Annotated in this window: 23 protein-coding genes and 2 pseudogenes; 13 read left to right on the forward strand and 12 right to left on the reverse strand. The window is 38.5% G+C overall.

Going from position 1 to position 26514, the window contains the following annotated elements; genetic code table 11:
• Positions 1 to 139: 139 nt before the first annotated feature.
• On the forward strand, positions 140 to 1360 hold the full coding sequence (gene hmpA / locus BN986_RS09255) for an NO-inducible flavohemoprotein (protein WP_040979522.1): 1221 nt from the start codon (positions 140 to 142) through the stop codon (positions 1358 to 1360).
• Between the two features lie 75 nt (positions 1361 to 1435).
• On the opposite strand, the gene BN986_RS09260 is transcribed toward hmpA, so the two are convergent.
• Complete coding sequence (locus BN986_RS09260) at positions 1436 to 2041, reverse strand: TetR/AcrR family transcriptional regulator (protein WP_052400729.1); 606 nt, start codon at positions 2039 to 2041, stop codon at positions 1436 to 1438.
• A gap of 208 nt (positions 2042 to 2249) precedes the next feature.
• Here BN986_RS09260 and BN986_RS09265 point away from each other — a divergent pair.
• Together BN986_RS09265 and BN986_RS09270 are read left to right on the forward strand one after the other, a co-directional pair.
• A pseudogene (locus tag BN986_RS09265) lies at positions 2250 to 2980 on the forward strand (SDR family NAD(P)-dependent oxidoreductase).
• A 72-nt stretch (positions 2981 to 3052) separates the two neighbouring features.
• Positions 3053 to 3774 (forward strand): annotated as a pseudogene (locus tag BN986_RS09270) (SDR family NAD(P)-dependent oxidoreductase).
• Between the two features lie 252 nt (positions 3775 to 4026).
• Here BN986_RS09270 and BN986_RS09275 read toward each other — a convergent pair.
• The 8 genes from BN986_RS09275 to BN986_RS09310 form a co-directional block, all read right to left on the reverse strand.
• On the reverse strand, positions 4027 to 4377 hold the full coding sequence (locus BN986_RS09275) for a PTS sugar transporter subunit IIA (protein ID WP_040979523.1): 351 nt from the start codon (positions 4375 to 4377) through the stop codon (positions 4027 to 4029).
• Positions 4364 to 5137, reverse strand: a complete 774-nt coding sequence (locus BN986_RS09280) for a ChbG/HpnK family deacetylase (RefSeq protein ID WP_244444981.1) — start codon at positions 5135 to 5137, stop codon at positions 4364 to 4366. Before BN986_RS09280 ends, BN986_RS09275 begins: the two co-directional genes overlap by 14 nt.
• Positions 5121 to 6404: a PTS cellobiose transporter subunit IIC gene (gene celB, locus BN986_RS09285; protein ID WP_040979525.1), complete on the reverse strand. Its 1284-nt coding sequence runs from the start codon at positions 6402 to 6404 to the stop codon at positions 5121 to 5123. Before celB ends, BN986_RS09280 begins: the two co-directional genes overlap by 17 nt.
• 14 nt (positions 6405 to 6418) lie before the next feature.
• Complete coding sequence (locus BN986_RS09290) at positions 6419 to 6724, reverse strand: PTS sugar transporter subunit IIB (protein WP_040979526.1); 306 nt, start codon at positions 6722 to 6724, stop codon at positions 6419 to 6421.
• 87 nt (positions 6725 to 6811) lie between these two features.
• Entirely contained in the window at positions 6812 to 8107 is a 1296-nt protein-coding gene (locus tag BN986_RS09295; RefSeq protein WP_040979527.1) for a 6-phospho-beta-glucosidase, read from the reverse strand.
• A 224-nt stretch (positions 8108 to 8331) separates the two neighbouring features.
• Positions 8332 to 10236 carry a BglG family transcription antiterminator gene (locus BN986_RS09300; protein WP_040979528.1) on the reverse strand — a complete coding sequence of 635 codons (1905 nt, stop codon included), beginning with the start codon at positions 10234 to 10236 and terminating at the stop codon, positions 8332 to 8334.
• Positions 10237 to 10428: 192 nt separating this feature from the next.
• Entirely contained in the window at positions 10429 to 11142 is a 714-nt protein-coding gene (locus tag BN986_RS09305) for a GntR family transcriptional regulator (RefSeq protein ID WP_040979529.1), read from the reverse strand.
• Positions 11143 to 11355: 213 nt separating this feature from the next.
• The gene (locus tag BN986_RS09310; protein ID WP_040979530.1) at positions 11356 to 12555 is read right to left on the reverse strand and encodes an enolase C-terminal domain-like protein; all 1200 of its coding nucleotides are present in this window, start codon (positions 12553 to 12555) and stop codon (positions 11356 to 11358) included.
• A gap of 291 nt (positions 12556 to 12846) precedes the next feature.
• Between BN986_RS09310 and BN986_RS09315 the strand changes: the two genes are divergently transcribed.
• From BN986_RS09315 to BN986_RS09330, 4 genes are all read left to right on the forward strand, one after another.
• Positions 12847 to 14196, forward strand: a complete 1350-nt coding sequence (locus BN986_RS09315; protein WP_040979531.1) for a PTS transporter subunit EIIC — start codon at positions 12847 to 12849, stop codon at positions 14194 to 14196.
• A 180-nt stretch (positions 14197 to 14376) separates the two neighbouring features.
• Positions 14377 to 15525, forward strand: a complete 1149-nt coding sequence (locus tag BN986_RS09320) for a CdaR family transcriptional regulator (RefSeq protein WP_040979532.1) — start codon at positions 14377 to 14379, stop codon at positions 15523 to 15525.
• 56 nt (positions 15526 to 15581) lie between these two features.
• On the forward strand, positions 15582 to 16994 hold the full coding sequence (gene glcD / locus BN986_RS09325) for a glycolate oxidase subunit GlcD (protein ID WP_040979533.1): 1413 nt from the start codon (positions 15582 to 15584) through the stop codon (positions 16992 to 16994).
• 47 nt (positions 16995 to 17041) lie between these two features.
• A complete protein-coding gene (locus tag BN986_RS09330) occupies positions 17042 to 18316 on the forward strand; it encodes a (Fe-S)-binding protein (protein ID WP_392392281.1) in 1275 nt (424 codons plus the stop codon).
• 181 nt (positions 18317 to 18497) lie between these two features.
• On the opposite strand, the gene BN986_RS09335 is transcribed toward BN986_RS09330, so the two are convergent.
• From BN986_RS09335 to BN986_RS09345, 3 genes are read right to left on the reverse strand one after another with little or no spacing between them, the layout of a single operon-like run.
• The gene (locus tag BN986_RS09335; RefSeq protein ID WP_040979535.1) at positions 18498 to 18803 is read right to left on the reverse strand and encodes a hypothetical protein; all 306 of its coding nucleotides are present in this window, start codon (positions 18801 to 18803) and stop codon (positions 18498 to 18500) included.
• Between the two features lie 52 nt (positions 18804 to 18855).
• The gene (locus tag BN986_RS09340; RefSeq protein WP_040979536.1) at positions 18856 to 20127 is read right to left on the reverse strand and encodes a PTS sugar transporter subunit IIC; all 1272 of its coding nucleotides are present in this window, start codon (positions 20125 to 20127) and stop codon (positions 18856 to 18858) included.
• Positions 20128 to 20156: 29 nt separating this feature from the next.
• The gene (locus BN986_RS09345; protein WP_040979537.1) at positions 20157 to 20462 is read right to left on the reverse strand and encodes a PTS sugar transporter subunit IIB; all 306 of its coding nucleotides are present in this window, start codon (positions 20460 to 20462) and stop codon (positions 20157 to 20159) included.
• Positions 20463 to 20742: 280 nt separating this feature from the next.
• On the opposite strand from BN986_RS09345, the gene BN986_RS09350 reads away from it, so the two are divergent.
• The 6 genes from BN986_RS09350 to BN986_RS09375 all read left to right on the forward strand — a co-directional run bounded on the left by BN986_RS09350 (position 20743) and on the right by BN986_RS09375 (position 26509).
• Positions 20743 to 21063, forward strand: coding sequence for a PTS lactose/cellobiose transporter subunit IIA (locus BN986_RS09350; protein ID WP_198136792.1), 321 nt, complete (start codon positions 20743 to 20745; stop codon positions 21061 to 21063).
• Between the two features lie 149 nt (positions 21064 to 21212).
• Positions 21213 to 22301, forward strand: coding sequence for a DUF871 domain-containing protein (locus BN986_RS09355; RefSeq protein WP_040979538.1), 1089 nt, complete (start codon positions 21213 to 21215; stop codon positions 22299 to 22301).
• 101 nt (positions 22302 to 22402) lie between these two features.
• On the forward strand, positions 22403 to 23575 hold the full coding sequence (gene anmK, locus BN986_RS09360; RefSeq protein ID WP_040979539.1) for an anhydro-N-acetylmuramic acid kinase AnmK: 1173 nt from the start codon (positions 22403 to 22405) through the stop codon (positions 23573 to 23575).
• Between the two features lie 54 nt (positions 23576 to 23629).
• Positions 23630 to 24502, forward strand: coding sequence for a MurR/RpiR family transcriptional regulator (locus tag BN986_RS09365; protein ID WP_040979540.1), 873 nt, complete (start codon positions 23630 to 23632; stop codon positions 24500 to 24502).
• A gap of 6 nt (positions 24503 to 24508) precedes the next feature.
• Entirely contained in the window at positions 24509 to 25486 is a 978-nt protein-coding gene (locus BN986_RS09370) for an N-acetylglucosamine kinase (protein WP_040979541.1), read from the forward strand.
• Positions 25487 to 26509: a serine hydrolase domain-containing protein gene (locus BN986_RS09375; RefSeq protein ID WP_040979542.1), complete on the forward strand. Its 1023-nt coding sequence runs from the start codon at positions 25487 to 25489 to the stop codon at positions 26507 to 26509.
• Positions 26510 to 26514: the final 5 nt, after the last annotated feature.

Consider the following 26514-nt stretch of genomic DNA (forward strand, 5'->3'; position numbering starts at 1 on the left):
ATTATTTCACATAATTGTAACATAAATCTGCTTATGACACATTGAATTCACTTTTTCACAGGCATAAAATAAAAGATGTAAACAAAATACATCTTTTATTTTATTAAAATGAGACTGATAAACAAAGGAGCGTTTTATCATGGGGACTACAACAACTGAATTAGATCAAAAAACAATAGAAACAGTAAAGGCAACGGTTCCTGTTTTACAGGAGCATGGGGAAGCAATTACAAGCCACTTTTATAAAATTATGTTAGAAAATCATCCAGAATTGAAAAATGTGTTTAATCAGACGAACCAACGGAAGGGCGGACAGCCAAAAGCATTAGCAAATACAGTGTATGCAGCCGCAGCAAACATCGAGCATTTAGAGGATATTTTGCCTCATGTGAAGCAGATAGCACATAAACATACAAGCTTAAATATCAAGCCGGAGCAATATCCTATCGTAGGAAAATATTTGTTAATTGCGATTAAAGACATGCTTGGGGAAGCTGCTACAGATGATATTATCGATGCATGGGAAAAAGCATATGGCGTGATTGCGGATGTTTTTATCAGTGTTGAAAAAGAAATGTATGAAGAAAAGCAAAATGCACCAGGAGGCTGGGTCGGGTTTCGTGATTTTACAGTCGTGAAGAAAATCCAAGAAAGTGAAGTCATTACATCTTTCTATTTAAAACCTGCAGATCACGGCAGAATTCCGGCTTATCAACCGGGACAATATATCACAGTAAAAGCACAAATTGATGGAGAACCTTATGATCATCTTCGTCAATATAGTTTATCCACTGCGCCGGGACAGGACTTTTTGCGAATTAGTGTGAAACGGGAAGACGAACATAACCCTGAAGGTATTGTATCCAATTACCTCCATCATCAGGTGGAAGAAGGAGCGATTCTTCCAATCACTTCGCCGTCTGGGGATTTCGTATTAAATGAAACAGAACAAAAACCTTTAATATTGATCAGTGGAGGAGTCGGCTTAACCCCATTAATGAGTATGTTAGAAACCGTGATAGAAGAGCAGCCGGAGAGAGAAGTTATCTTTATTCATGCGGCAAGATCCCGGGCTTACCATGCGATGAAGGATAAAGTGGCTTCTATTGCTGAAGCAAATAACCAAGTAACCTATTACACGGTTTATGCGGATAATACAGATGCAGCTGCGTGTGATAAAGAAGGAAGAATTGATTTTGATTGGTTGAAAACAGTGGTTCCAACAGTAGATGCATCTTTTTATCTGTGTGGTCCCAAAGGATTTATGGGCGCGATGAATGGTCATTTAAGAAAAATGAATGTGGCAGATAATGATATTCATTTTGAGTTATTTGCTCCGATGGATGAAATAGCGAATTAAAATAAAGAGGCTGTCCCAAAGTGGCAGCCTCTTTATTTTAAAGGTTGAAAAATAACAAGAAAGTTAATTGATGATTTAAAAATGATTTAGCTTATATCTTGAAGCAGGATGATAATTTAAGATTTTAATTAATTGATCTGTCATATCTTCCACTGGTATCTGGAAGTCACTTTTTATCCAGTTTATAATTAGCCCCCAAACACCATAGGCTCGATAAGTAATAAATAATTCATCATCCATATCCATATCAGGATTTGCATAGTTAGAAATATCATTTTTGTGCAGTTGAATAAGTGTATTGATAAATTGTGTCTGGAATCCAGGAACGCCTTCTGAATCCTTCCATAGTCGATAGAAATTAGCATTATCCAGAATATGATAAAAAATAATTACATTGGAAGAGGATAAACTATCGACGGAAAGCCATTTTTTATTTTTATAGGGATAACGGAAAGATTTGATTAAATCCTCTAAGATAATATTAATTAAATCTTGAACCAATGATTCTTTATCTTGATAATGTCGATAGAACGTTGCCCGGTTATAATCTCCCCGTGTTACGATATCTGTTACTGTAATACGGTAGTAATCCTTCTCATTCAGAAGTAGAATAAACGCACTCTGCAGGTTCCTTTTCGTTCTTCTAATCCGCCGATCTATTCCTCCTTTGTCTGTGATCATAAATACAACCTCCCTTTTAATAGATTGGTAATGCAACAGTATTTCTTTATTTGTTGATTAACGATACAGATTGCTTATTTTTAATGATTGAATATATAGAATGAGTATTTATACTTAAATTAAGATCAAAGTTGTAAGCGTTTGCTTATTTTTATTTTACATGTATTCATGAAGTTACTCAATTAACTTATAAGGGAGGTAATTACGCATGGGCAGATTAAACGGAAAAGTGGTCGTTGTGACAGGCGGCGCAAGAGGAATGGGGCTCAACACGTAAGAAGAATGGTGGAAGAAGGAGCGAAAGTCGCAGCTACAGATATATTGGAAGATGACGGCAAAGAATTAGAAAAAGAGCTAGGTAATAATGTTCACTTCATAAAACATGATGTTACGAAGGCAGAAGATTGGGAAATGGTCATCCAAGAAACAGAAAAAATATTTGGACCAATTAATGTGTTGGTGAATAATGCAGGTATTGATATTTCTGAAATTGATTTAGAAGATTATCCGGAAGAAACGTATCGAAAAGTGATCGACGTGAATCAGATTTCTGTATTTTTAGGAATGAAGCATGTTGCTCCGTCTATGAAAAAAGCTGAAGAAGGGTCCATTGTCAATATATCTTCACTTGCCGGCATTATTGGAGCATATAAAAAAGGAGCATATACCGCATCAAAATTTGCTGTAAGAGGGATGACAAAAGCAGCAGCACTTGAATTAGGTGAATTTGGTATACGTGTAAATTCTGTTCATCCAGGATTTATAAGGACATCAATGACAGAACATTTAATTAATGATGAATTAGTGAGCGCATTTCCTTTGAAAAGAGCAGGGGAGCCAGAAGAAGTTACCAATGTAGTCCTTTTTCTAGCATCTGATGAGTCCAGCTATGTAACGGGAACCGAGTTAGTGATTGATGGTGGATTAAGCGCACAATAAACGGAGATGGAGATGAATCGGATGAATAGATTAGCAGGAAAAGTAGCAATTATCACAGGTGCTGCAAGCGGAATGGGATTGGCCGGCGCACAATTATTTGCTAAAGAAGGTGCAAAGGTAGTTGTCACAGATATTGAAGTGGACATATTAGATGAAAAGAAAAATGAAATTGTGAAAGCGGCGGAGACGCTATTGCTTTAAAATTGGATGTATCCGATCTAGAATCATGGAATAAAGTAATTGATAAAACACTGGAACAATACGGGAAAATAGATATATTAATAAATAATGCCGGCATTCATATGGCAAAAGGGATTTTAGATGCTGAATTAGATGACTGGAATAAAGTAATGGCGATAAATACTACGGGTGTATGGTTAGGAATGAAAGCAGTGATTCCACATTTACAGAACCAAGGTGGAGGATCTATTGTGAATACTTCATCTATTGCTGCAATTGTTGGCGGAATTGGTGATGCAGAGGGAGCGGCATATAGTGCTTCCAAAGGGGCTGTACGATCTTTGACAAAGCATGCGGCACAGTGGTTTGGTAAAGATAACATCCGGGTAAATTCTGTTCATCCGGGCGCTATTTATACGGGAATGGCTGAAAAGACAGGAATTAAATCCCGTGAACAGATGGGAGAAACGTTTAAAGGGAGAACACCTTTGAAGCCTTATGCAGGAGAGTCCTCAGATATTCCAAATGCATATCTATATTTAGCATCGGATGAATCAAAATACGTCACAGGATTAGAATTAGTTGTTGACGGCGGATGGACAACCAGCTCTTAATGTAGCAGGTGAAATGAAGAACGTAAAGTTTAATTATTGATAAAAAAACATGAGCCTTTAGAAACTTTTTATAAAGTACTAAGCTCCAGTTATAGTATTAAAAATTTGACTATAATGGAGCTTAGTACTATAAAAGGTTATTCTCTTTCACGCTATTCTGCAGACGAAGCAGATTAACAGTAAATATTTATACAATGGGTATAATGCGCTAAGTTTCTTTCCGCAGTTAAGTCCTTTTTTATTACTTAGTAACTAATCTTTTCCTGCACGAATCCATTCCTCCACACGTCTTTCCAACCGATGCTGGTTTTCGTACATATGAATCATCTCTTCTATCAGTTCTTTTTCAGACATAACTGTCATTAAATGATCCTGTGCGTGTACAAGAAGGATGGATACCTCGCCCAAATTTTCTTTTGCTTCTTCTTGAATAAAACGTGTTTGTATTTTGTGTGCTTGCAGTAATTCCTTGGAAGCTTCATCTAAACGGTTCTGTGTGTGCGAGAAATCGCCAATTCTTGCTTGTTGTAGAGCTTCATGCAGGGCATTTTTAGCATTTCCAGCGTATAAAATGATTTGCATGGATAAATTATCTGTATTCATGGTGTATTCCTCCAAAATGAACCAACTCCATTGTTTGGTCATGGATGATTTCTTTTAATCGATTGTCTGTTAAGATTTCTAACTCCTTCATTCTTGTTTCTGTATAGCTGCTTGCTGCAAGGAGCCATGGATCTAGAAAAGCCGGATGGCACATGACTTCACTTACACCATCTTCTATATTTTTCAAGATTGATTCGAGATAAGGAACGGTTACATTCTCTGTGCCGTAAAAGTCATAATATAATTTGTCTGTACTATCCACGGTATGCCAGTGATTTTCTGTAAAGGAGCGGACTGGCAGTTTATACGCTTCAGCTACTTCTAAGACTGCTTCCAATGCTTCTGGCAGATGTAAATGCATATGATGGTGGCTGTCAATATGCGTAACATTGGGATACCATTGCAGCAATAATTCCAGCTGTGCGAGCAATTCGGTTTTTATATCTGTTTTCTTGGCGGATTTCATTAGGAAATGACCAGTTAAAAATTGTCCTGAATGATCAATTAAACTTGGAACGTTTTTAGAAATTGGCTTTCCGGCATCTAGTACAAAATGTAAACCAATACCAAGATCAGGGCAGTTTTTTGCCAACGTTAAGCTTTCTTTTGCGAAAGGACGATTTACCATTGCTGTGGTACTAGTAACGATACCAAACTGATGTGCATAGAGAATCCCGGCCGTAACACCTGGAGTCATCCCAAAATCATCGGCATTGATAATTATTTTCTTTTTCGTCCATCTATCAGTCATCTGTATCATCCACCGATGCTTCTTCTTTATTTTCTTCTTCCTCTTTTAACAGTTGTTTGTCGTACATTTTAAAGAATGGGAAGTAGATAAGCATCGCTACGAAAATATTTACAATCATTAGTATGCCGCCACGGAAATCCCCTGTTGTTAATATACCGGAAAATGGAGGCGGTGTTGTCCATGGGACAATGGCATATGGTTTGCCGACCAAACCAATAGACATGGAAAAATATGTGATGATTCCAACTGCCAGAGGAGCCAGAATAAATGGGACAATCAACAATGGATTCATGACGATAGGTGCTCCAAAAATGACGGGTTCACTAATGTTGAAAAAAGCTGCTCCTGCTGAACCTCTTCCAAGTCCTTTTAAATGTTTAGATTTTGCCATAAAGAGAAACAACAGAGTAAGCGCCAGCGCCATACCTGATCCACCTACTGCCCACCAGATTGCCATATAAGGCTGACCGACAATATGTGGGAGTTCTTCTCCTGCTTGCTGTGCAGCTACGTTTTGCTCTGTCAGACTATACCAGATTGGAGCCATGACACTGGCTACAACGGAAATACCGTGAATACCAAAGGACCAGAGCAGGTGAATTAATATAATCGCAACCATTGCGCCCCAAAAGCTTGATCCGAGCATTTGCAGAGGCTCTCTTAATACAGCTCCAACAATTTCATGTAAAGAGAGACCCCAAACTCCGGTGAGCAATAGATCAATTCCCCATACTACTGAAATAATAACGGCTCCGGGAATCAGAGCGGTAAATGCTCTCCAAACAGAAGGAGGCACACTTTCTGGCATGCGAATGACAATATTTCGCTGTTCAAAGAAGCGGAATATTTCTACTGTAAGGATCGACAGAATGATGGCGATAAAGAGCCCTTCGCTTCCGAGCAGGTTAAGCGGAATGTTACCGTCTTCTGTCAAAGGTGTTGCCGTAAAAAATGCTGCGATACTTAATACTCCAGCTGAAAGTCCGTCCATTTTATAGCTTTTCGCCAGGCTATATGCTATGGAAAATGCTGCAATTAATCCGAGTAATCCAAATGTAGCATCTACAGGAATACTTAATTTAGCCGCATAGGGAGCCATGAATTCCGCCCATGATTCAACAGGTGGGGAGGAAATGATTAAAAACACACTTCCTATGATCAATAATGGCATCACAGCAATAATGCCGTCTCGTACCGCTTTTAAGTGACGCTGCTCCGCAAGTCTTCCAGCGACTGGCATGAAATAACGTTCCATAAATTCTTGAAACCTATTCATTGGCCTTCTCTCCTTTATTTATTTTTTAAATCCAAAGCCTGTTTCAACACCTTTTTTCCATCTAAGACTCCATAAGCTTTCATATCAATAACATCAATGGGTACACCAGCTTCTTCCGCTTTTTTGAATATTTCTCTTTTTTTGTACCGAATTTGTGGTCCAAGTAGGATAATATCTGCAATCTTCAACTGTTCCTCTAAATCATCTACCGAATAAGCGTCAATGGTGGCGTCAATCGATTGATCAGCCGCTTCTTTATTCATTTTTTTTACAAGTAAACTGGTGCTCATTCCAAGTGCGCATAGCAGTATAATTTTCATTTTCCAAAACCTCCCGAATGTATTTTACGAAACGTAACGGTTTCATCCGTTACTTCATGATAAACATAGCTTGAATAAGAGATGAGACTAGCTCCATCCTAAATAAGGTTTATTAACTGCCAGCATATCGTCAAGAATCTCTTTCGCTTTTTCTGCAGAAGGAATAAGCGGGTGAATGGTTAAAGCTTGTATGGCAGTTCCTTTATCACCTGTTATTGCTGCTTCAACGGTTAGTTCTTCATATGCTTTGACGATCTGCATAAGCCCACGAATTTGCGGGGGAGCTTCTGATGTTTGCAATGGTGTAATCTGGTGCTTTTCCACAACACAATTGACTTCTACACAAGCATTATCTGGTAAACTGGGGATTGCTCCATTATTTCTGACATTTAATGTATGAATTTGTTGTGTATCTAAATGAATGGATTTAATAAGCTGTACAGCTGCCTCGGAATAATAAGCGCCTCCCCGTTGCTCTAATGCTTCCGGCTTTTTGTCTAATTCTGGATTTTGATAAAGTTCAAACAGCTCTTTTTCTACTTTCTGCACGTGGTCTGCCCGTGTTTCTTTTTTTTCGTACTCTATTCTTTGTTTTTTTAATATCGCATCAGTCTGATAATAGTACCGGTGATAACCACAAGGGATGGCGCCAAGGGATTGCAGGAAATCTGTATCCCAATCAAAATTTGGTATATTTGCAGCTTCATAACTATCCGATTTTCCTGTCAGAATATCCTGGATACGTGATTGACCATCAATATACAGTCCGGTTATCCAAATTAAATGGTTAATTCCAATAAACTGAATCCGTACATCTTCTACGGGTACATCGTAAACTGCAGCGAATTTTTTATAGAAATTAATAGGGTTATTACAAAGCCCGACTGCTTTAATTTTGGAATGCTTCAACACAGCTTCTGTTACGACACCAGCAGGATTGGTGAAATTTAATAACCATGCATTTGGAGCTAACCTTTCCATCTCTTTACATATTTCTAAAATAACCGGAATGGTTCGAAGCGCTTTCATAAATCCGCCTGCACCGGTTGTTTCCTGACCAATGACGCCATGCTTCATCGAAATATATTCATCATTTCTCCGCATGTCCAATTGCCCGACTCGAATTTGCGTAATGACATAATCAGCACCTTCAATCGCTTTTTCTCGATCCATGGTTGCAAAAATACGAATAGGGAGGCCCGATTTTTTAACCATTCTATTTGCGAGAGCTTCGATGATTTGAAGTTTTTTTTGCCCTGCTGGTATATCAACAAGCCAAACTTCTTTTATCGGGAGGTGGTCTGCTTCCGCAATAATGCCCTCCAAAAGTTCTGGTGTATAAGAGGACCCGCCGCCGATAATTGTTATTTTGATAGATTGCATGTACTCTTCACCTCTTTCTCCTTTGTTACTTTTATTGTATTTTAAATCATTGAACTTTTGCACCGCACCCTTTTCCATTTGCAAAGGAAAAAAATCAAGTGGATAATACTGGATTTTATGACAGAAGGGATTATATATGGATTGAATGAAGGAAATTCGTGAATAGAGGGTAACCAAATAAGGCCTTTAAATCCGGATGAACCTATTCAGATTTAAAGACCTTTCTATTGCTGTAAAGTATGTTTGAATTGTTTAAATGACGTACAGGCGATTAACCTTTGAATCAAATCCTTGTCCTCTAACAAATCGCCTAACTCTTCAAACATGGTTTTGATCTCTTTTTGTTTTCCTTTCTGTACACTTAATAAAAAAATGAGCTGTACCGGCTTGTTTCCCCATTTAATTGGCTTTACTAATGTCATTACAGACCAGAATGTATGTGTATTTTCTGGTTCAAGTGGATGAGGAATTGCAACGAGATTTCCAAAGCTGGTGGGTGCATAATTTTCTCGTTGTAAAACGGAATCAAGATAATTATCATTAGCAAATCCCGCTTTGTACATCTCATTGCACATAAAATGAAGGATGGAATCTGGATGATTAAAATCCTGCTGCAAGTAAGTAAACGATTCATGAAGATAATGGTCTGTCATATCTTTACTCCTGTTTAAGAGAACCTTTATTTTAGAAAGATCTGTTTTTCCTAAAATCGTACTTACTTGAATAACCGGTTTTCCGGTATCCCAGGGAATCGGAATAGTTGTGATGATTAGATCAATATAATCCAGTGAGTGGTATTTTAAGTTATGCATTTCTGTTGTTCCGACAATAACCAAGTCTTCTGAGAACAGGTTTTTAAGCTTATATTTTAAGAGATGTGCACTGCCCATTCCAGAAGCGCAAACAATAAGACAACGTTTTTTGTTGGAAAGAATCTGCTTTCTACGCTCCTGAGCCACTTCGATATGCAATGCGAGATAAGCAATTTCATCTTCATTGATTTGAATCGATTTTTCTTCAATCAATACTTCGCTTCCAGCTACTGCTGCTTCAAACGATAACGGATAATTCATTTTTATCTCATCCAACATTGGATTTCGCATGTTCATCTGATATTGATAGCGGTTCATTGCCGGTTTTAAATGTAGCGCTAATGCTAGCTTTAATTCCTCATCTTCTTGTAAATGAAAATCATATTGCTTGTCGACTCTTTCTATTATTAGTTCTGCCAATCGCAGTATATCTGTGTCAATAACCTGATGTGGTTCTGTCGTACTGTCTTCAGGAGAAAGGAGTTTTGTTCCCATTAAATGTATTGTTAAATAAGCTACTTCATTATGTGGGAAAGTGATAAATAAATCTTCTTCAATCTCACGTAATATCTTTTGAGCGACTTGGTATTCCATCGTGTCTTGTAAACTGGCATCATCTATTTTTGTTTGGATCGTGTTGTTTTCTCTAAGGCGTCTAACGGAAATAGCCATATGCGTGATTAAGTTATGAAGATTTATATCTGAAATAACGATTTTACTTTGCCGCAAATTGGATAAGATCGTGTTGCTAATCATGTTTAACTCTTTCTCATTTAAGATTGGCAAATCGATATCATAACGTAGAAGAGAAGTGCTTTGCTGAAATAGCCATTCAGCGATACAAAAACGAATTTGCATTTCGTCGCCTTCTACTTTTATTCCGTAGTTTGGTTTCTGTTTCAGTGTGAGTTGATAGTCTGCTAAAATTTTACGAACCTGCCGTAGATCACTTTGTAACGTTGAACGGCTGACATAAATCTTTTCCGTTATTTCGTCTATCTTGATATAGTCCGTTTGCAGCAATAATTTTTCCAACAGAAAATGAACCCTGTCTTCTGGTTCAACAGGGATATTCTGTTCCATATAATGTTGCAAAAAAGCTGCCATTTTTTCCTGGTCATTATCTGTTAAGGTATATCCTTTCCCGCGTACAGAAACAATTTCCAGGCCATAGTCAGCTAAAAGAGGCTGTAGATTTTTTATATCATTTCGAATCGTCTTGGAACTGACATGGATCTCTACAGCTAATTCTTGACTGGTTAAAGGTTTTTCGGAAGTGAGAAGTAGATGTAAAATTTGTTCCCATCGTACATTCATATAGCAACCCTCTTTAGGAAAATCTTTATTCTAATCACAATATATCATGATAAGCTTTATTCTACTAATTACTGATTCTCAATAATGAAGGAATTTCAATGTTGATAGGGTTTTCAAAGTCGGGAATTTAGAGAGCTGAAGGAAGCCTTTATTTGAAAATCAACAAAAAAGAAAGACGATGGAAACGTCTTTCTATCTGGCTCTATATTGATGGTTGGAAGGGTCGAACGGTGTGAAATAAGATACAGAATAATCAAGGCTAACCATTTCGCTATATTCAAATACTCTCCCGTCATGAAGCATACCTCGATTGATGATTTTCATTGCCGCAGTTCCTTTTTTGCAATTTAAAAGGGTGGCTTGTTCTTTGTCAAGGTTAACTGGGGTATAGGACGTGATGAAATGTGAAATTTTATAACCGCATCTTTGGACAAATTCATGAATGGATAGCGTGACATCTTCTTCGGTGAAATCAGGGAAAAGCATGTAGGGAAGTCTAGATGTTTCGATTTGTCGCTTTTGATAATCAATAATCCGAATACGCTGATATTCCCACAATGTTTTTTGATCTGAATGAAGATCGAATATTTTTAAGAGCTCATCATCCGGTTTGATTTTTTTAAAGTAAACAATTTGTGACTGAATATCAGTAAACTTTTTTTGAGTTAGGGAATTATATATTAATGGGCTTTTATATTTTGTATCATTAACAATAGATCCTGAGCCTTGAATGACTTTAATACTGCCAATCTCTACAAGTTTTTTAATTGCTTCCCGGATAGTATATCGGGATACGCCGTAAATTTCAGCCAACTTTCTTTCGGTGGGAAGTTTCTGACCTACTTTATACTTGTTCTGGTAGATTTTGCTGAGAATATCGTCTGCAATAAAATCTCTTTTTTTCATAAGGTAAGCCTCCCATATGATAGTTATCACTTCAATTAAAGCGAAAAATAGTAATCACGTATCAGTAACTTGTTGAGCTTCTTTTAGATAATCATTCAATTTATCTATATTAAATCAAAGAATTTAATCCAAACATCAATGAAATAGAATGCTTTAGAAATGTTATCGTAAAAGGAATCCCTGCAGTTTCAATCAACTGAGGGAGTTCCTGTTTTAAGGCGTATGAACAGAACCATTTGGAAGTCGTGCTTCTGTCCATTCATGCTTTCGGTAATAGACAGGGTGGTTTGCTGCCATTTGTTCATCAAATTGAACGCCGATACCAGGTTTTTCAAGCGGATAAATATAACCATCGATCACTTCAAAGCTGGATGGAAACAGTTCTTTTGTGGTGCTGTCAGCTTCCTGTATTTCCTGAATAGCAGCCGGATACAAATGTATATTTAAATGTGTGTTGACCGCCACACCAATAGGGGTCATGTCTGATGGCCCATGCCACGCGACACGGACTCCAAAAGTTTCACAGAGTGCTGCCAATTTTAAAGCGGGTGTAATCCCGCCAATTTGCGATACATGACAGCGGATATAATCAATCTGTCTATTTATAATAATAGATTTCCATTCCATTGGATTGTTAAATAATTCCCCTGTTGCAATGGGAGTGGTACATTGTGTCCTTAACTGAGCTAACCACTCGTTTTGATCAGGTGGTAAGATATCTTCCAAAAAGTAAGGTTTGTATGGCTCCAGATCTTTCGCTAACTGAAGAGCTTGATTTGGAGAGAGCCGTTCATGCACATCATGAAGAAAGTGAATCTCATATCCATATCGCTCACGTAATGTTTTAAACATGTATACTACATCTTTTACATAAACGTCTGGATCATAATATTCACCAATAGCTTGTGTCTTTGTTTGATGCATATTATGATTTTTACCACCATATTTTCCGAGCTGACAGCGGATATGTCGGTATCCCAATCCAATCAATTCGTCTACATTTTCAAACAGCTCTTCCAAAGTTAGCCCGTCTGCGTGGGTATATGCTGCGATAGCTTCTTTGGATTTGCCACCCCATAGCTGATAGAGAGGCATATCAGCAAGTTTCCCTTTAATATCCCATAATGCCATGTCTATTCCTGCAATGGCATTGTTTAATACTGGCCCATTTCTCCAATAGGCATTGACCATCATGACTTGCCATAAATCCTCGATATGATTGGCGTCACGGCCGAGTAACAATGGTTTTAAGTATTCCTCTATAATATTCTGCACAGCTAAAGGACGCTGTTGGAAAGTAGCGCAGCCATATCCCGTAACGCCTTTATCTGTTTCAATTTTTACGACAACCAGATTATGTCGATGCGGATTCGTACCGAACGCTTCGACGTTAGTAATGCATGTAGGTTTCAATGTGATTGCTCCTTTATGGTAAATTCAAAAGTCAAATCAAAGCAATTTTACCACTCTGATTAAAACACACTAAAACGACACCGTCAATTTGGTATAAAATACATTGCAGTTTTGTATTTTTACCATACCAATTTTATGATTTTTAATTTACAAATGCTGATATGTCAGGGTTATTGTATCAATTTTGGTTTTTTGGCGTTGTTTTTCAGCTTCCAGTTACTGTGCTATTATAAGTCTGTCAAATCAAAGCAAAATATATACGAAAGTTTGTATTCAGAAAAGGGTGACAGAATGAATAAAAAAGCTGTAAAAGAAATTATAGATAATGTCGGTGGAGAAGAAAACATTAAAAAAGTTTGGCATTGTATGACGAGGCTCCGTTTTGATTTGTATGATGATTCTCTTATAAATCATGACGCTATCAAAAAGCTGAAAGATGTAATGGGAGAGCAGCTGTATAATGATCAATACCAAATTATACTCGGTACAAATGTAAACGCTTATTATAATGCTATTTCTGAACAAATTGGAAAACAGGAGAATGAGGAAAAAACGGATGAGACGACCGGGAAGAAAAAGGGTGCCTTTTCAAGACTGCTTGATATTGTATCCGGTGTGTTTGGACCGGTAGTTCCAGCTATTGCCGGTGCAGGGATGATCAAAGGTATTTTGGCAGGATTAATTGCACTGGAAATTCTTTCAGAAGATAGTCAGACCGTGTCCATACTGGATTTAATTGCAAGCAGTGTTTTTCACTTCCTGCCATTTTTCTTAGCTGTATCAGCTGCCAGGATTTTTAAAACAAATGAATATCTGGCACTTGCCATCGCCGGCGGATTTATGTATCCGACTTTAATGGAGGCTGCACAGGCTGAAGAAATTACCCAGTTTACTTTTATCGGTCTGCCGATTCCTGTTATTGACTATAGTGCAAGCGTTATCCCGATTATTATATCGGTATGGGCATTAAGCTATATTTACCGATGGGTTGATAAAATAATGCCGAGTGTTTTGAGAACAGTATTTACACCAACGTTGACACTCTTTATTGCTATTCCAATCGCATTGATTGTTAGCGGACCGTTAGGAAACTATGTTGGAATTGCATTGGCACATGGCGTTGACTTTTTATTTGATGTTTCTCCAGTGCTCGCTGGTATTGTGGTCGGAGGAATACGTCCGATTGCTATCGTGTTCGGTATGCATCACGCGTTGACCCCGGTTGCATTGCAAAACTTTGCTGTAGATGGATATGATATGCTGATGCCGATGTTCTTCATGACTAATATGGCGATCGTAGGTGCAACTCTCGCTATATTTTTCAAATTAAAGAACAAAGAAGAAAAATCTGTTGCCCTTTCGGCTGCGATTTCAGCATTTCTTGGGATTACAGAGCCGGCGTTGTTCGGTGTCCTGATCAAATATAAAAAAGCATTTATCGCTTGTACAATAGGAAGTGCTGCCGCCGCAACTTTCTTTGCAATTTTCGGCGTGCGGATTTATGGGTATATACTGTCCAGTATCGTCAGCTTAGTAGCGTATGTTGGACCATACTTTGTTTATGCAGTAATAGGAATTGTAATAGCTATTGCAGTAGCTTTTTCCCTTACATTTATTCTGGAAAGAAAAAGCAAAAGTTAATTATAGTTATATCTATAAATTAATTAATAATAAAATAAACAGAGCGTTTCACAAAAAGTCATATTATGTGATTTTGTGGAGCGCTTTTTTTATTCTATTTTTCAATAATAACTGTAGTACCTTGCGAATGCTTTCCACCTTCTTTTACAATAAAGAAAAGAAGGCGGGAGGGTGTCGACCATGATCAGCAAGAATTTGGCCAAGCGAATTATTAATAAGGTTAGAAATCTTCTGGAGGAAGACCTTATTGTTGTAGATACTACAGGGACAATCATTGCCAGTACAGATGAACAAAGGGTTGGCCATTTTCATGAAGGAGCGGTGATTACCTGTCGTGAGCAGATAAAAGTAATCATTTCTAAAGCAGATGAATCAACATTACAAGGTGTTAAAGCAGGGATTAATCTGCCTATCTTTTTTAATGAGCAAATTATAGGTGTCATCGGGATTACCGGTGATCCGAAACAGGTATCTGGATATGGTGAGCTTTTGCAGAAAATGACAGAATTATTGGTGAAGGAAAGTTATTATTTTGAGCAGCGGGAATGGGAAGCGAGGACGAGAGAGTTATTTGTATTTGACTGGATGAAGCAGGAACAATGGTCAGCTTCTTTCCTTCATCAATCAACAGTGTTAGGGGTTGATATAAGTGTAGACAGGCAGGTCATTATTGGCTATTACAAACAACCGGAAGTTAAACAGCTGTCGACGGATATTTGGACGGATGTTATTAAACAATATTCTGAGGATGATGAGGATATTTTTGTTCGTTGGGGAACAGAGCAATTTTTGATTTTGCGTGCCGGGCATAAATCCATTGCCAGTACCAAGCGATTGTTACAACAGATTCAATCTTATTTTGCAGAACAGTATCAACAGGTTGTTCTGTTTGGTGTGGGGCAAGCGATAGAAGCTAAACAATTATTTCAATCGTTTAAGCAGGCAGAGCGTGCATTACAGCTAGCTCAAGGGGAGCGGACGGTGGTTTTTGACGAAGAATTACAGCTGGAGATATGTCTGCAGGAAGTAAGTTTGGCCACCCGAATAGAATTGGTGGAACGAACCATCCGGCCACTTTTAACAGAGCAGGAACTATTAGAAACTTTGAAGCTGTTTATTACTTTAAATCAATCTATTAAAAAAACAGCGGAAGCTTTGCATATACATATTAATACGCTTCATTATCGTCTGAAAAAAATTGAAAATGTAACGAGCCTCAATCCGCGAGATTTCCATCATTTAACTACGCTGTCTATTGCGTTAACTTTTTTAGAGGATTATCTAAAAAATAATTATAAAAACGCTTTATTTTCAGAGGTTCATCCATAGATTCTATATAACAATATTTTATAATAGAAATAATTGAATCATGGGGGAGGATTTTTTTGATAACAGCTGAGTTAAGAGAACAACTGACTGCGATTGTTGGAAATGAAAATTATGAAGATTCAAAAGTGAGTAAGCTCGTTTATTCATATGATGCTACACCGCAATTTCAAGCAATGCCGGATGCGGTTATTAGCCCAAGAGATACGGAAGAGATTTCTCAGATTGTCCGGCTTTGCAATGAACATCAGATTCCGCTTGTGCCACGCGGGTCTGGAACTAATCTTTGTGCAGGAACATGCCCGACAGAGGGAGGCATTGTTCTTCTTTTTAAACACCTTCAATCCATTTTGGAAATTGATGAGGCGAATTTAACTGTAACCGTACAGCCTGGGGTAATTACGCTTGATATGATTCATGCAGTCGAAGCGAAGGGCTTGTTTTATCCGCCAGATCCGAGTTCGATGAAAATATCTACGATTGGCGGCAATATTAATGAAAATTCTGGCGGACTGCGTGGATTGAAATATGGCGTGACAAGAGATTATGTACTGGGCTTGGAGGTCGTTCTGCCAAATGGTGAAATCATGCGGACAGGCGGAAAGCTTGCTAAAGATGTAGCAGGATATGATTTCACACGATTATTAGTGGGAGCAGAAGGAACCTTAGGGATTATTACGGAAGCTACGTTGAAATTAGTGCCAATGCCGCCAGCAAAAAAGACGATGCTTGCGCTTTATGAGGATATGGAGGCTGCGGCAGAGAGCGTATCCAATATTATTCGAAATCAAATTATTCCAACTACATTGGAATTCTTGGATAGGCCGACGCTGCAGGTGGTAGAAGATTATGCACAAATCGGCCTGCCTACAGATGTAGAAGCTGTTCTGCTTATTGAACAGGACGGTCCATTGGAAATTGTAGAAGAAGATATTCAAAAAATAGCGGAAATTTGTGAACAGCAACAAGCTATTTCCGTGAAAGTGGCAGAGAGTGAAGCAGAAGCAGATGGATTGCGTACTGCAAGAAGATCAGCATTATCCGCACTGGCACGTTTGCACCCAACAACGATATTGGAAGATGCCACTGTGCCACGTTCTGAAATAGCAACCATGGTAAAAGCGATTAATGAAATTGCTGAGAAACATCATCTACAAATCTGTACCTTTGGGCATGCAGGGGATGGAAATTTACATCCAACCTGTCTGACGGATGGTAGAAATAAAGATGAAATGGATCGTGTGGAGCAAGCTTTTGAAGAAATATTTATCAAAGCAGTAGAACTTGGCGGTACGATTACTGGAGAGCATGGAGTAGGTATGATGAAGGCGCCATATCTGCATTTGAAGCTTGGAGAAGCAGGAATAGAGGCAATGTATGCCGTGAAGCAGGCACTTGATCCAAATAATATTATGAACCCGGGCAAGGTATTTGCGAAGGACACAAGAAAAAGAGTGGTGGTGAACAAATGACAACCGCAGAAGAAAAGAAGGTTATTGGTGAACAATTCCAACTGCGTATGGATCAAGGGGAATTAATGAACTGTATGCGCTGTGGTTTTTGTTTGCCAGCTTGTCCAACATATATTGAATCAGGCTACCAGGAAGAGCACTCACCCCGTGGACGTCTGGCGTTAATGAAGGCTGTGACTGATGGAGAAATTGAGCCGGATGAGGATGTGGAACGGTCGCTGGATATGTGTCTTGGATGTCGGGCCTGTGAGCCAGTTTGTCCTGCTGGAGTTAATTACGGGCACTTATTGGAAGAGGCAAGAGATACGATTCAGCAGAATAAAAAACACAGTGCACCTGTAAAGGCTGCAAGAAATCTGGCATTTAAGCAATTGTTTCCGCATGAAAATCGAATGCAAACATTAACAGGATTGTTAGGGTTTTACCAGCGTTCCGGTATACAGAGTCTTTTTCATAAAACAAGATTAAATAAGCTTTTGCCGGATAATCTGGCAACGATGGAAAAAGTCCTGCCGAACGTACCGCGGAAAAAAGAAATGAAAAATCGTCCATCATTCGTTGAGGCAGAGTCCCGTGCTGTGAAGCGTGTTGCTTTTTTCTCAGGATGCTTGATGGATACGATGTTTATGGAAACAAACGACGCTACCATAAAATTACTGAAACTAGCAGGCTGTGAAATTGTCATTCCAGATAGCCAGGCTTGCTGTGGAGCATTACATGGGCATAGCGGAGAGAAGGCGGGAGCAGCCGAACTTGCTAAGCGGAACATTGAGGCATTTGAAGAGACAGGAGCCGATTATATTATTACAAATGCAGGAGGATGTGGGGCTTTTCTGGTAGAGTATGATCACTTGTTGAAAGACGATCCGGAATGGGCAGATCGAGCAAAACAATTTACAGATAAGATAAAGGATATTACAAGTATACTTGTCGAGCTGGATTTTCATAGAACACATACGTTAGCTTTATCTGAACAAATTGTAACGTATCAGGATTCCTGTCATCTCCGCAATGTCATGAAAACAGCAGATGCTCCAAGAAAGCTGCTGCAAGCAATGGATAACATTGATTTTAGAGAGATGGAAAAGGCAGACAGCTGCTGTGGCTCAGCAGGTATTTATAATATTGTGGAATCAGAAATGTCAATGAAGATATTGGATACCAAAATGAAACATACAAAAGCAACGCAGGCAGCGACAATTGTGACAGCGAATCCGGGCTGCCTGCTGCAAATGAAGTTAGGAATAGAAAGGGAAGGACTGTCTGAAAGTGTACGCGCAGTGCATATTGTGGATTTATTATTGGAAGCTGTGGAAGTGTGATTCTGTCTTTCCAGATGGAGAAATTTAGCACGCTCAAGTAGTGTATAAAGTCTAGTTTTTGAATAGATAAAAGGAAGGGTATTCTCTATTATAAGGGGAAATACCCTTTTCTCTTATCCATAGGTGGGTTCCCCATGCTTTTTATTCGAATTTGAGTATATCTTAGACTGAAGTTTCATCATTATCCAATGACATCTCCTCCAAATACAAAGGTCATTAGAGCGCTGCTGGCAAATCCAACAATAAGAGCGATAATGATTCTTTTTTTGAAATAAGGCTTGTCTTCTGTTTTTGCATCTATTTTGGTAAGAACAATGCCAATTCCTAACGAAGATGCTATCCCAGCACTGATAAAATAGATTACTGCTTCAGGAAGCTGGAAATAACTTAATGGAAGAGGGAAGATGAACATTCCGATAAATAATATAAAAAGAAACACGAGTACTCCTTTAAAGCTGATACGTGGTATTAATTTTGACTCCCTCATAATGTGTACCTCCTTGGAAGAGAGGAAATCTCACCGATTTCCTCTCTCTATTTTACGAAGTTGTATTGTCTTCTTCCGTTTCTAAATCAAGCATTTTTCGATCGTAGACTTTAAAGAATGGGAAATAGATTGCTACGGATATGGCGATATTAACAAGAACCAGGAGAATGGCCCGCCAATCGCCTCCTGTTGCTAAATAGGCGCCAATTGGTGCTGGCAACGTCCAGGGTGCTCGTATAAATGTCGGTGATACCAAACCTATGGATGTTGCAAAATAAGAAATGATTGCAAGAACAATAGGTGTGATAATAAAAGGAATAATCAGTATTGGGTTTAAGACAATTGGCAACCCGAAAATAACCGGTTCATTGATGTTAAAAAGAGCTGGTATACTTACCGTTTTCCCTAAATTTTTTAAATACTTTGAACGTGCAAATAGGAGCATAACGATGACGAGGCCAAGTGTTGCACCTGCTCCGCCTACCCATATAAACCATTGATATAAAGGCTCGACAGCAACATGGGGCAGAACCTCTCCAGCCGCAGCAGCCTCCCCGTTATTTAACAAGTATACTTCCCATACAGGTCGCGCTACGGATCCAACCACAGAAACACCATGGATACCAAATGACCAGAAAAATGTAATTAGAAACACAGGGACTAGTACACCAAATAAACTGTCCCCGGCTGTAACAAGCGGAGCTGCCAGCTTTTCAACAACTGTATGCAAATTCACTCCTATAACTACTGTAATAAGGGTCATCAATACGATAACAATAGCTACCGGGATAAGTGCTTCAAAGGATCTGCTGACTGATTTAGGGACGGCATCCGGGAGTTTGATCGTTACCCCTTTCTGCTTACATAATCTAAATATTTCTACAGATAAGATGGAAACAATAATCGTTACAAACAGACCGCTGCCCCCGAGAAACTCCATTGGTAAATAAAATAATTCGTCAATTACTGTAGGAGTAATCGTAAGCAATAAAGAAGCAACTGCAATTTGAGCTCCTGATAAAGGATCTACCTTATAGGATTGTGCTAAATTATACCCAATACCAAAGGCGACGTAAAGAGACATAATGAACATAGTCATCCGGTAAGGAATTAAAATTTCTGCTGCGTTATCTACTGCCCACTGCGTAATTGCCCATGATTCGGGTAGAGGCGGAGATGCAATAAGTAAAAAGAAAGATCCTACAATAATAAATGGTAATGAAGAAATGACACCATCACGAATAGCTAAGAGATGTCTCTGTTCAGCTAACCTGGCCATTGGAGTGGAAATCCTTTCCTCCAAAAAATCTGTAAATTTAGCCATGATACATGACTCCTTTCATTCCTAAGCTACTAAATTAGTTCATTCAACGCTTTTAATAATGTCGGCCCGCCTAATGGATTATAGCCCTGGGGAGGTATGGAGCCGCACGGAACACCATGCTCATCCGCTTTTTCTTTGATGTCTTTAAAACGGTGCCTGATTTGCGGTGCAACCATAATAGCATCCCAATGATTCTCCAGTTCTGCGTCTACCTCACTGGAACCTACAGCTTTTACATCAAGATCTTGTCCATTTTTTCCTGCTTCTTTTTTTAAAGCATCCACGACAATTGCACTCGACATGCCACCTGAACATACAAATAATACCTTTTTCATTACGTCACGTCCTTTTTAAAATAATTATTTAGATTTTTAGTGCTTTACATTCAAATTTCTATGAAAAGAAAACTATGAAAATAGATTCAAAGCTATATTTTAGATAGAAACCTCCTCTCGAAAATAAATATTTTTCAGATTAAATAATACTCAATTACTTGAAAGGGCTTTCTTATAATTGTATTATAGAATATATAAAATAAAATTTCAAATATATTTTTATTTATTGAAACAAAAATTCAATTTGCTATTATTGATAGAAACAATGGGAGGGACACCAATGGATATGGAAAAAGAAATCTTTGAAATAATATCAAATGGAGGGAACGCTAAGGCGATTGCCTATGAGGCGCTCGAATTAGCGCACGAAAATGATTTTCAGCAAGCGGAAGAGAAGTTGAAAGAAGCAAATCAAATTCTGAACACAGCCCATAATACGCAGACAAAGCTTATACAGGCGGAAATAAATGGGGAAGAAACACCAATGACCCTGCTGATGGTTCATGCCCAAGATCATCTCATGGCAGCTATAAGTGAAATCACATTGATTGAAAATATGATGAAGATGTTAAAAAAGATTTCCGAATTAGAGAAGAAATAAAGTGAAACTTCATTCAGTGAGGGTTTTTCGACGCACAACTCTTTACGATGGGACGAGTAATCGCAAAAGTTCTTCGATGGGGTGAGTAATCGCAGCCCCAGCCAGTTACACTGCGATAAAATAATTAGAGGTTGAAAGAGGTGTTGGAAATGAAAAAGCTGGGTATTTCAATCTACCCGAATAAATCCAATGTTGAGGAGGATTTGGAATATATACAAACTGCAAATAAATATGGTTTTGAACGAATATTTACTTGTCTGTTATCTGTAGAGGGGGACCAAGAAAAAATACTCTCTGATTTTAAGAAAACCATTTCTTTTGCGAAAGAAAAGAATATGGAAGTGATTTGTGATATTAGTCCAAGAATATTCGATGCCTTGGATATTTCCTACAGTGATTTATCCTTTTTCGCTGATCTGGGAGTGGATGGTATCCGTTTAGATATGGGGTTTACTGGCAATGAGGAAGCCATGATGACCTATAATCCCTATGGGCTAAGTATCGAGATTAATATGAGTAATTCTAATAAATATTTGGAGAATCTATTAAGCTATCAACCTAATCTTTCTAAGTTGATTGGATGCCATAACTTTTACCCGCATCGTTATGCTGGCCTTTCTTACGATTTTTTCCTGGAATGCAGCCGGAAATTTAAGCAACAAGGATTAAGAACGGCAGCCTTTGTTTCTTCAAGCGATGCCACTTTTGGACCTTGGCCGGTTGTAGAAGGGTTACCGACTGTTGAAATGCATCGTGAATTGCCAATTGACGTGCAAGCGAAACATCTCTTTGCTACCAATGTCATTGATGATGTCATTATCAGTAATGCTTATGCATCTGAATCCGAATTGCAGCGTCTCAGCCAGATAAATAAAGAAAAAATTACGTTTGATGTGGATATTGTTCCTACATCAAGTGAGTTGGAAAAGAATATAATCCTGCATGAACCACATTTCTATCGGGGAGACGTCTCTGATTATATGATCCGTTCCACACAGAGCAGAGTAAAGTATCGAGGTCATTCGTTTTCAGTCCATCATACACCGGATATCAAAAGAGGCGATATTATTATAGAAAGTGATTTATATGAGCAGTATGCAGGCGAATTGCAGATTGCTTTGAAAGATATGGTCAATTCCGGGAAGTCTAATGTGGTAGGAAGAATCAGAGAGGAAGAAATCTTCTTAATTGATTATCTGAAACCATGGGAAAAGTTTGCCTTTACCACAAGTGAATAGAGGGAATGCGCTAAATGCTTGTAGGGAAATATCGAGAAAAAATCAACGATGCTATGCTGGTTTTAAATATGTAAGCTGTTTTAAAGGAAAGGGGAGTTGAGATGAGCAGATTAGTAGCAGGGTTAATGTCTGGTACATCTTTAGATGGTCTTGATGCGTCACTTGTAAAAATCAACGGCTTTGGTGCAGATACGAAAGTAGATAGGATAAAAAGTATTTCTTTGCCATATACGGATGCTTTAAAACAAGAACTATTAGATGTAATGAACGTAGAGAAATCTAATGTGGAGAAAATATGCAGCTTGAATGTGGCATTAAGCTATCAGTTTGCTAAGGCAGTGAAAAAAGTCTGTGCAGAAGCTGGTATAGATCTGGAGGATTTGGATCTCATTGGCTCTCACGGTCAAACTGTCTATCACATTCCTAAAGAAACGGATTCCTTGGTTCGATCTACATTACAAATTGGAGACCCTTCTATAATTGCCTATGAAACAAATACAATGGTAGTTTCTAATTTTCGTATGATGGATATTGCTGCCGGGGGAGAAGGCGCCCCCTTAATTCCTTATATTGATTGGCTGTTATATCGAAATCAATACAAGGGAAGAATTTTACAAAATATTGGTGGGATCGGTAACTGCACGGTTATTGAAAAAAACGCATCTTTAGATACGATATATGCATTTGATACCGGTCCTGGAAACATGATTATTGATGCACTATGCAGAAGATTATTTAATGTTCCCTATGATGAACGCGGCAGAATTGCAGGAAGAGGAGTTGTTCATAAAGAGATTGTGGAAAGCTGGATGACCTATGATTTCTTTTCTAAGCAGCCGCCGAAATCAACAGGAAGAGAAGCATTTGGAGAAGCGTTTACCTCTCAGATAATAAAAGATTACAAGGATCTTCCGTATGAAGATTTAGTAGCGACTGCGACTTATTTTACGGCATATTCTATAGCAGATGCTTATGAAAAATTCGTATTACCCAAAACGGAAATTGCTGACGTTATTATCAGTGGTGGCGGAGGGAATAATCCAACATTAATAACTATGATTCAAAGCTTATTACCTTCTAAAAATGTGTATACATCAGAACAACTCGGTATAACTGCAGATGAGAAGGAAGCGGTAGGGTTTGCTGTTTTGGCGAATGAGACCATTCATCAACAAAAAGCGAACGTACCTAATGCAACAGGCGCTAAAGAGCCTGTTATCTTAGGCCAGATAACTCTTCCTCCTTATGGAGATAATACGTATTACCTACTATAATGAATAAAGGAGTATGCATTAAAAAATAAAACGATCTGAGGAAGGTTTTATAACATGAGAAATAATGACGGATTAATTCGAATTCAAGAAGCTTTGAATACAATCAAGCCAGCTGAAAGAAATGCTGCCAATTATATATTGGAACATCCGGAAGAAGTCGTCCGACTGTCGATAAAAGAACTCTCTAAACGGAGCGGTTCCAGTCAAGCCGCCATTATACGTCTATGCAAGAGTGTAGGTGTGTCGGGATTCCAAGATTTAAAACTGAGAGTTGCCGGAAATTTACAAACAAGTGAGTTGAGCAACTATACCAATGCAGAAATAACCTCTGGTGAAAAGGTCAGCTCCATTATGGATATTGTTTCCCGTAAAAACATACAATCTATTGAGCAGACTTTGAAGATAATCGACCTATCTCATGTAGAGGAAGCAATTGAAGCATTAGATAAGGCAAATCGGATTGATTTTTACGGAGCTGCTGCCTCACAAGTTATAGCACAGGATGCACAGCAAAAATTTTTGAGAATTAATAAATATTGCTCGGCATTTGCTGATGCACATTTACAATTAACCTCTTCTGTTACATTAACCGAAAAGGATGTAGCGGTTGGAATTTCTTATTCAGGCGAGACGAAGCATGTCAACGCTGCCATTGAGAATGCCAAAAAAAATAACGCAACTGTGATAGCTATTACAAAATACGGAAAGAGCACCTTGTCGGAGCTGGCTGATATTCCTTTATATGTATCTTCTGTTGAGTCGGAAATGGTTAGAAGTGCCGCGACAGCATCAAGAATGGCACAGCTTAACATTATTGATATTTTATTTACCGGGGTGGCTTCAAGAAGCTATGATTCAACCGTGCATTATCTTAATAAGACACGTGAAGTATTGCAAAATGAATTTCGAAATCCTCATAAAGGGTGATGAGAAATGTATATCTTAGGAGTGGATGGCGGAGGAACGAAAACAAAAGCTTTTTTATTTCACAAAACAAAAGGGTTTCTATGGGAAACAGAGGCAGAGGCTTCTAACCCCCACAGTACAAGTTATACGCATTCTACAAAAGTTGTCAGTCAAATCATCGATAAAGCATATGCGTCTAACCATTTATCCGAAAACGCAGATTTATCATTAGGTTTGGGGATAGCGGGTTTAGGTAGAAAAGAAGACCAAAGAAAATGGATGGAATGTTTTCAGGAAATATCATCGTATGGACACTCCCTCAATGAGATAGTTATTGAAAATGACGGGGCAATTGCCCTTTATTCAGAAACATACGGAGAAGATGGGATTGTGTCCATCTGTGGAACAGGAGCAGTAACTCTAGGTATCCATCAAACAAAGACAGATCGTGTCGGTGGTTGGGGACATGTGATTGGCGGAGATCCAGGGAGCGGCTATGATTTAGGTTCACAGGCTTTGATAGCGGTATTCAACCAGCTGGATGGACTAGGGCCCAAAACGGCATTAACTAATCTTATTTTGAACGGGGAAGGGCTTCATCAAATAGAAGAATTGATTCCAATCATTTATCAACATTTTGAAAAACAGCGTGTAGCTGCATTTGCCAAATATGTTTTTCAAGCAGTCGATTTGGAAGATGATATTGCAATAAAGATAACTCAAAAAGCTGCTAAACAAATAGCGAATCGCGGTAAAATTTTGTTTGAAAGACTGTTTCAAACAATGGAAAGGGATGTGCCATTTATATTGGCAGGAGGTATTTTTCAAAATGACTTTATCGTCAAGAAAGTGAAAGATGAACTAACTTTGACTCCCTTATTAAAGGTTTTAAAATCACAGAATTCCCCGGTGATTGGGAGTATTGTACTTGTTTTAAAACAGAAAGGCTATTCACCAGAAGAAATCAAAAAAATGCTGATAAGTAGAGGGAAAGAGGTGCAATAAATGAATGCTTATGAACGGTATTTAGAGGAGCTGGTTACAAAAGATGAAATTCCTGCAGCTGTTTATCTTGTCAAACATCATCAACAGCAGAAAACATTACGGAGTGCAGGTTCCTTTTTAAATAATGAGGGGGAGAGAATCTCTGTTACTACAGACACTTATTTTGACTTAGCTTCTTTAACAAAAGTGATATGTACATTGCCGGGCATTCTATTTTTGCATGAACGAAAAGAGCTACATATAGATGATGAAGTAACGAAATATGTTCCCGGGTTCCCTCAAAAGGGGATAACCATTCGTCATTTTTTACAGCATACATCAGGGGTTTCGGCAGATTTATCTGTTAAAAACCGGTATCAGCAAAGAGATGTATGGAAGGAGATTTTAAGCTGTAAAGCTGTTCATCCTCCAGACACCCAAGTATTATATAGTGATATCGGAATGATCGCTTTGGGGAAAATAGTAGAAGCTATAACAAATCAAGGGCTGGATACCTTTGTGGATAAAGAGCTGTATCAGCCATGGGGAATGAAAAGTACCGGTTTTCTCCCTCGAAAGATAGAGAAGAATAAGATTGCTGCAACTGAAAAAGTTTACGGAAAATATGTTCATGGTGAAGTCCATGATGAGAAAGCCTATCATTTAGGTGGGGTAAGTGGTTCCGCAGGGTTATTTTCAAATATTTCGGATGTAGCGCTCTATGCGGATTATTGGTTGTATCCGGAAAAGCAGCCGATTCTAAAACCTGAGACAATGGCTCTCATCAAAGAAAATGTGATCCAAAATCGAGGTTTGGGCTTTGAAGTATTATGTGATAAAACGATTGGAACAACTAGTGGATCTGCCTGGTCCATCGGCTCTTTTGGGCATACAGGGTTTACGGGAACAAGCCTATGGATCGACCCGAAAGAAGAAATTGTTACCGTTTTGCTTACCAATATGGTTCATTACGGGCGGCAACACCGATTGTCTGATATTAGAAGGAAGTTTCACACCTTGGTATATGAAATGCTGACCAGCTAATAAAG

This window comes from Oceanobacillus jeddahensis, assembly GCF_000750635.1.
Taxonomy (GTDB): domain Bacteria; phylum Bacillota; class Bacilli; order Bacillales; family Amphibacillaceae; genus Oceanobacillus; species Oceanobacillus jeddahense.

What these genes read in the sequence shown, in the direction of transcription:
- BN986_RS09295 (WP_040979527.1), bottom strand. Translation starts at nt 8,107, where the DNA reads ATGCAATCTATCAAAATAACAATTATCGGCGGCGGGTCCTCTTATACA.
- BN986_RS09355 (WP_040979538.1), top strand. Translation starts at nt 21,213, where the DNA reads ATGAAAAAGCTGGGTATTTCAATCTACCCGAATAAATCCAATGTTGAG.
- BN986_RS09330 (WP_392392281.1), top strand. Translation starts at nt 17,042, where the DNA reads ATGGATCAAGGGGAATTAATGAACTGTATGCGCTGTGGTTTTTGTTTG.
- BN986_RS09350 (WP_198136792.1), top strand. Translation starts at nt 20,743, where the DNA reads ATGGATATGGAAAAAGAAATCTTTGAAATAATATCAAATGGAGGGAAC.
- BN986_RS09335 (WP_040979535.1), bottom strand. Translation starts at nt 18,803, where the DNA reads ATGAGGGAGTCAAAATTAATACCACGTATCAGCTTTAAAGGAGTACTC.
- hmpA (WP_040979522.1), top strand. Translation starts at nt 140, where the DNA reads ATGGGGACTACAACAACTGAATTAGATCAAAAAACAATAGAAACAGTA.
- BN986_RS09345 (WP_040979537.1), bottom strand. Translation starts at nt 20,462, where the DNA reads ATGAAAAAGGTATTATTTGTATGTTCAGGTGGCATGTCGAGTGCAATT.
- BN986_RS09300 (WP_040979528.1), bottom strand. Translation starts at nt 10,236, where the DNA reads ATGAATGTACGATGGGAACAAATTTTACATCTACTTCTCACTTCCGAA.
- BN986_RS09290 (WP_040979526.1), bottom strand. Translation starts at nt 6,724, where the DNA reads ATGAAAATTATACTGCTATGCGCACTTGGAATGAGCACCAGTTTACTT.
- BN986_RS09280 (WP_244444981.1), bottom strand. Translation starts at nt 5,137, where the DNA reads ATGATACAGATGACTGATAGATGGACGAAAAAGAAAATAATTATCAAT.
- anmK (WP_040979539.1), top strand. Translation starts at nt 22,403, where the DNA reads ATGAGCAGATTAGTAGCAGGGTTAATGTCTGGTACATCTTTAGATGGT.
- BN986_RS09320 (WP_040979532.1), top strand. Translation starts at nt 14,377, where the DNA reads ATGATCAGCAAGAATTTGGCCAAGCGAATTATTAATAAGGTTAGAAAT.
- BN986_RS09340 (WP_040979536.1), bottom strand. Translation starts at nt 20,127, where the DNA reads ATGGCTAAATTTACAGATTTTTTGGAGGAAAGGATTTCCACTCCAATG.
- BN986_RS09305 (WP_040979529.1), bottom strand. Translation starts at nt 11,142, where the DNA reads ATGAAAAAAAGAGATTTTATTGCAGACGATATTCTCAGCAAAATCTAC.
- BN986_RS09370 (WP_040979541.1), top strand. Translation starts at nt 24,509, where the DNA reads ATGTATATCTTAGGAGTGGATGGCGGAGGAACGAAAACAAAAGCTTTT.
- BN986_RS09275 (WP_040979523.1), bottom strand. Translation starts at nt 4,377, where the DNA reads ATGAATACAGATAATTTATCCATGCAAATCATTTTATACGCTGGAAAT.
- BN986_RS09365 (WP_040979540.1), top strand. Translation starts at nt 23,630, where the DNA reads ATGAGAAATAATGACGGATTAATTCGAATTCAAGAAGCTTTGAATACA.
- celB (WP_040979525.1), bottom strand. Translation starts at nt 6,404, where the DNA reads ATGAATAGGTTTCAAGAATTTATGGAACGTTATTTCATGCCAGTCGCT.
- BN986_RS09260 (WP_052400729.1), bottom strand. Translation starts at nt 2,041, where the DNA reads ATGATCACAGACAAAGGAGGAATAGATCGGCGGATTAGAAGAACGAAA.
- BN986_RS09375 (WP_040979542.1), top strand. Translation starts at nt 25,487, where the DNA reads ATGAATGCTTATGAACGGTATTTAGAGGAGCTGGTTACAAAAGATGAA.
- BN986_RS09315 (WP_040979531.1), top strand. Translation starts at nt 12,847, where the DNA reads ATGAATAAAAAAGCTGTAAAAGAAATTATAGATAATGTCGGTGGAGAA.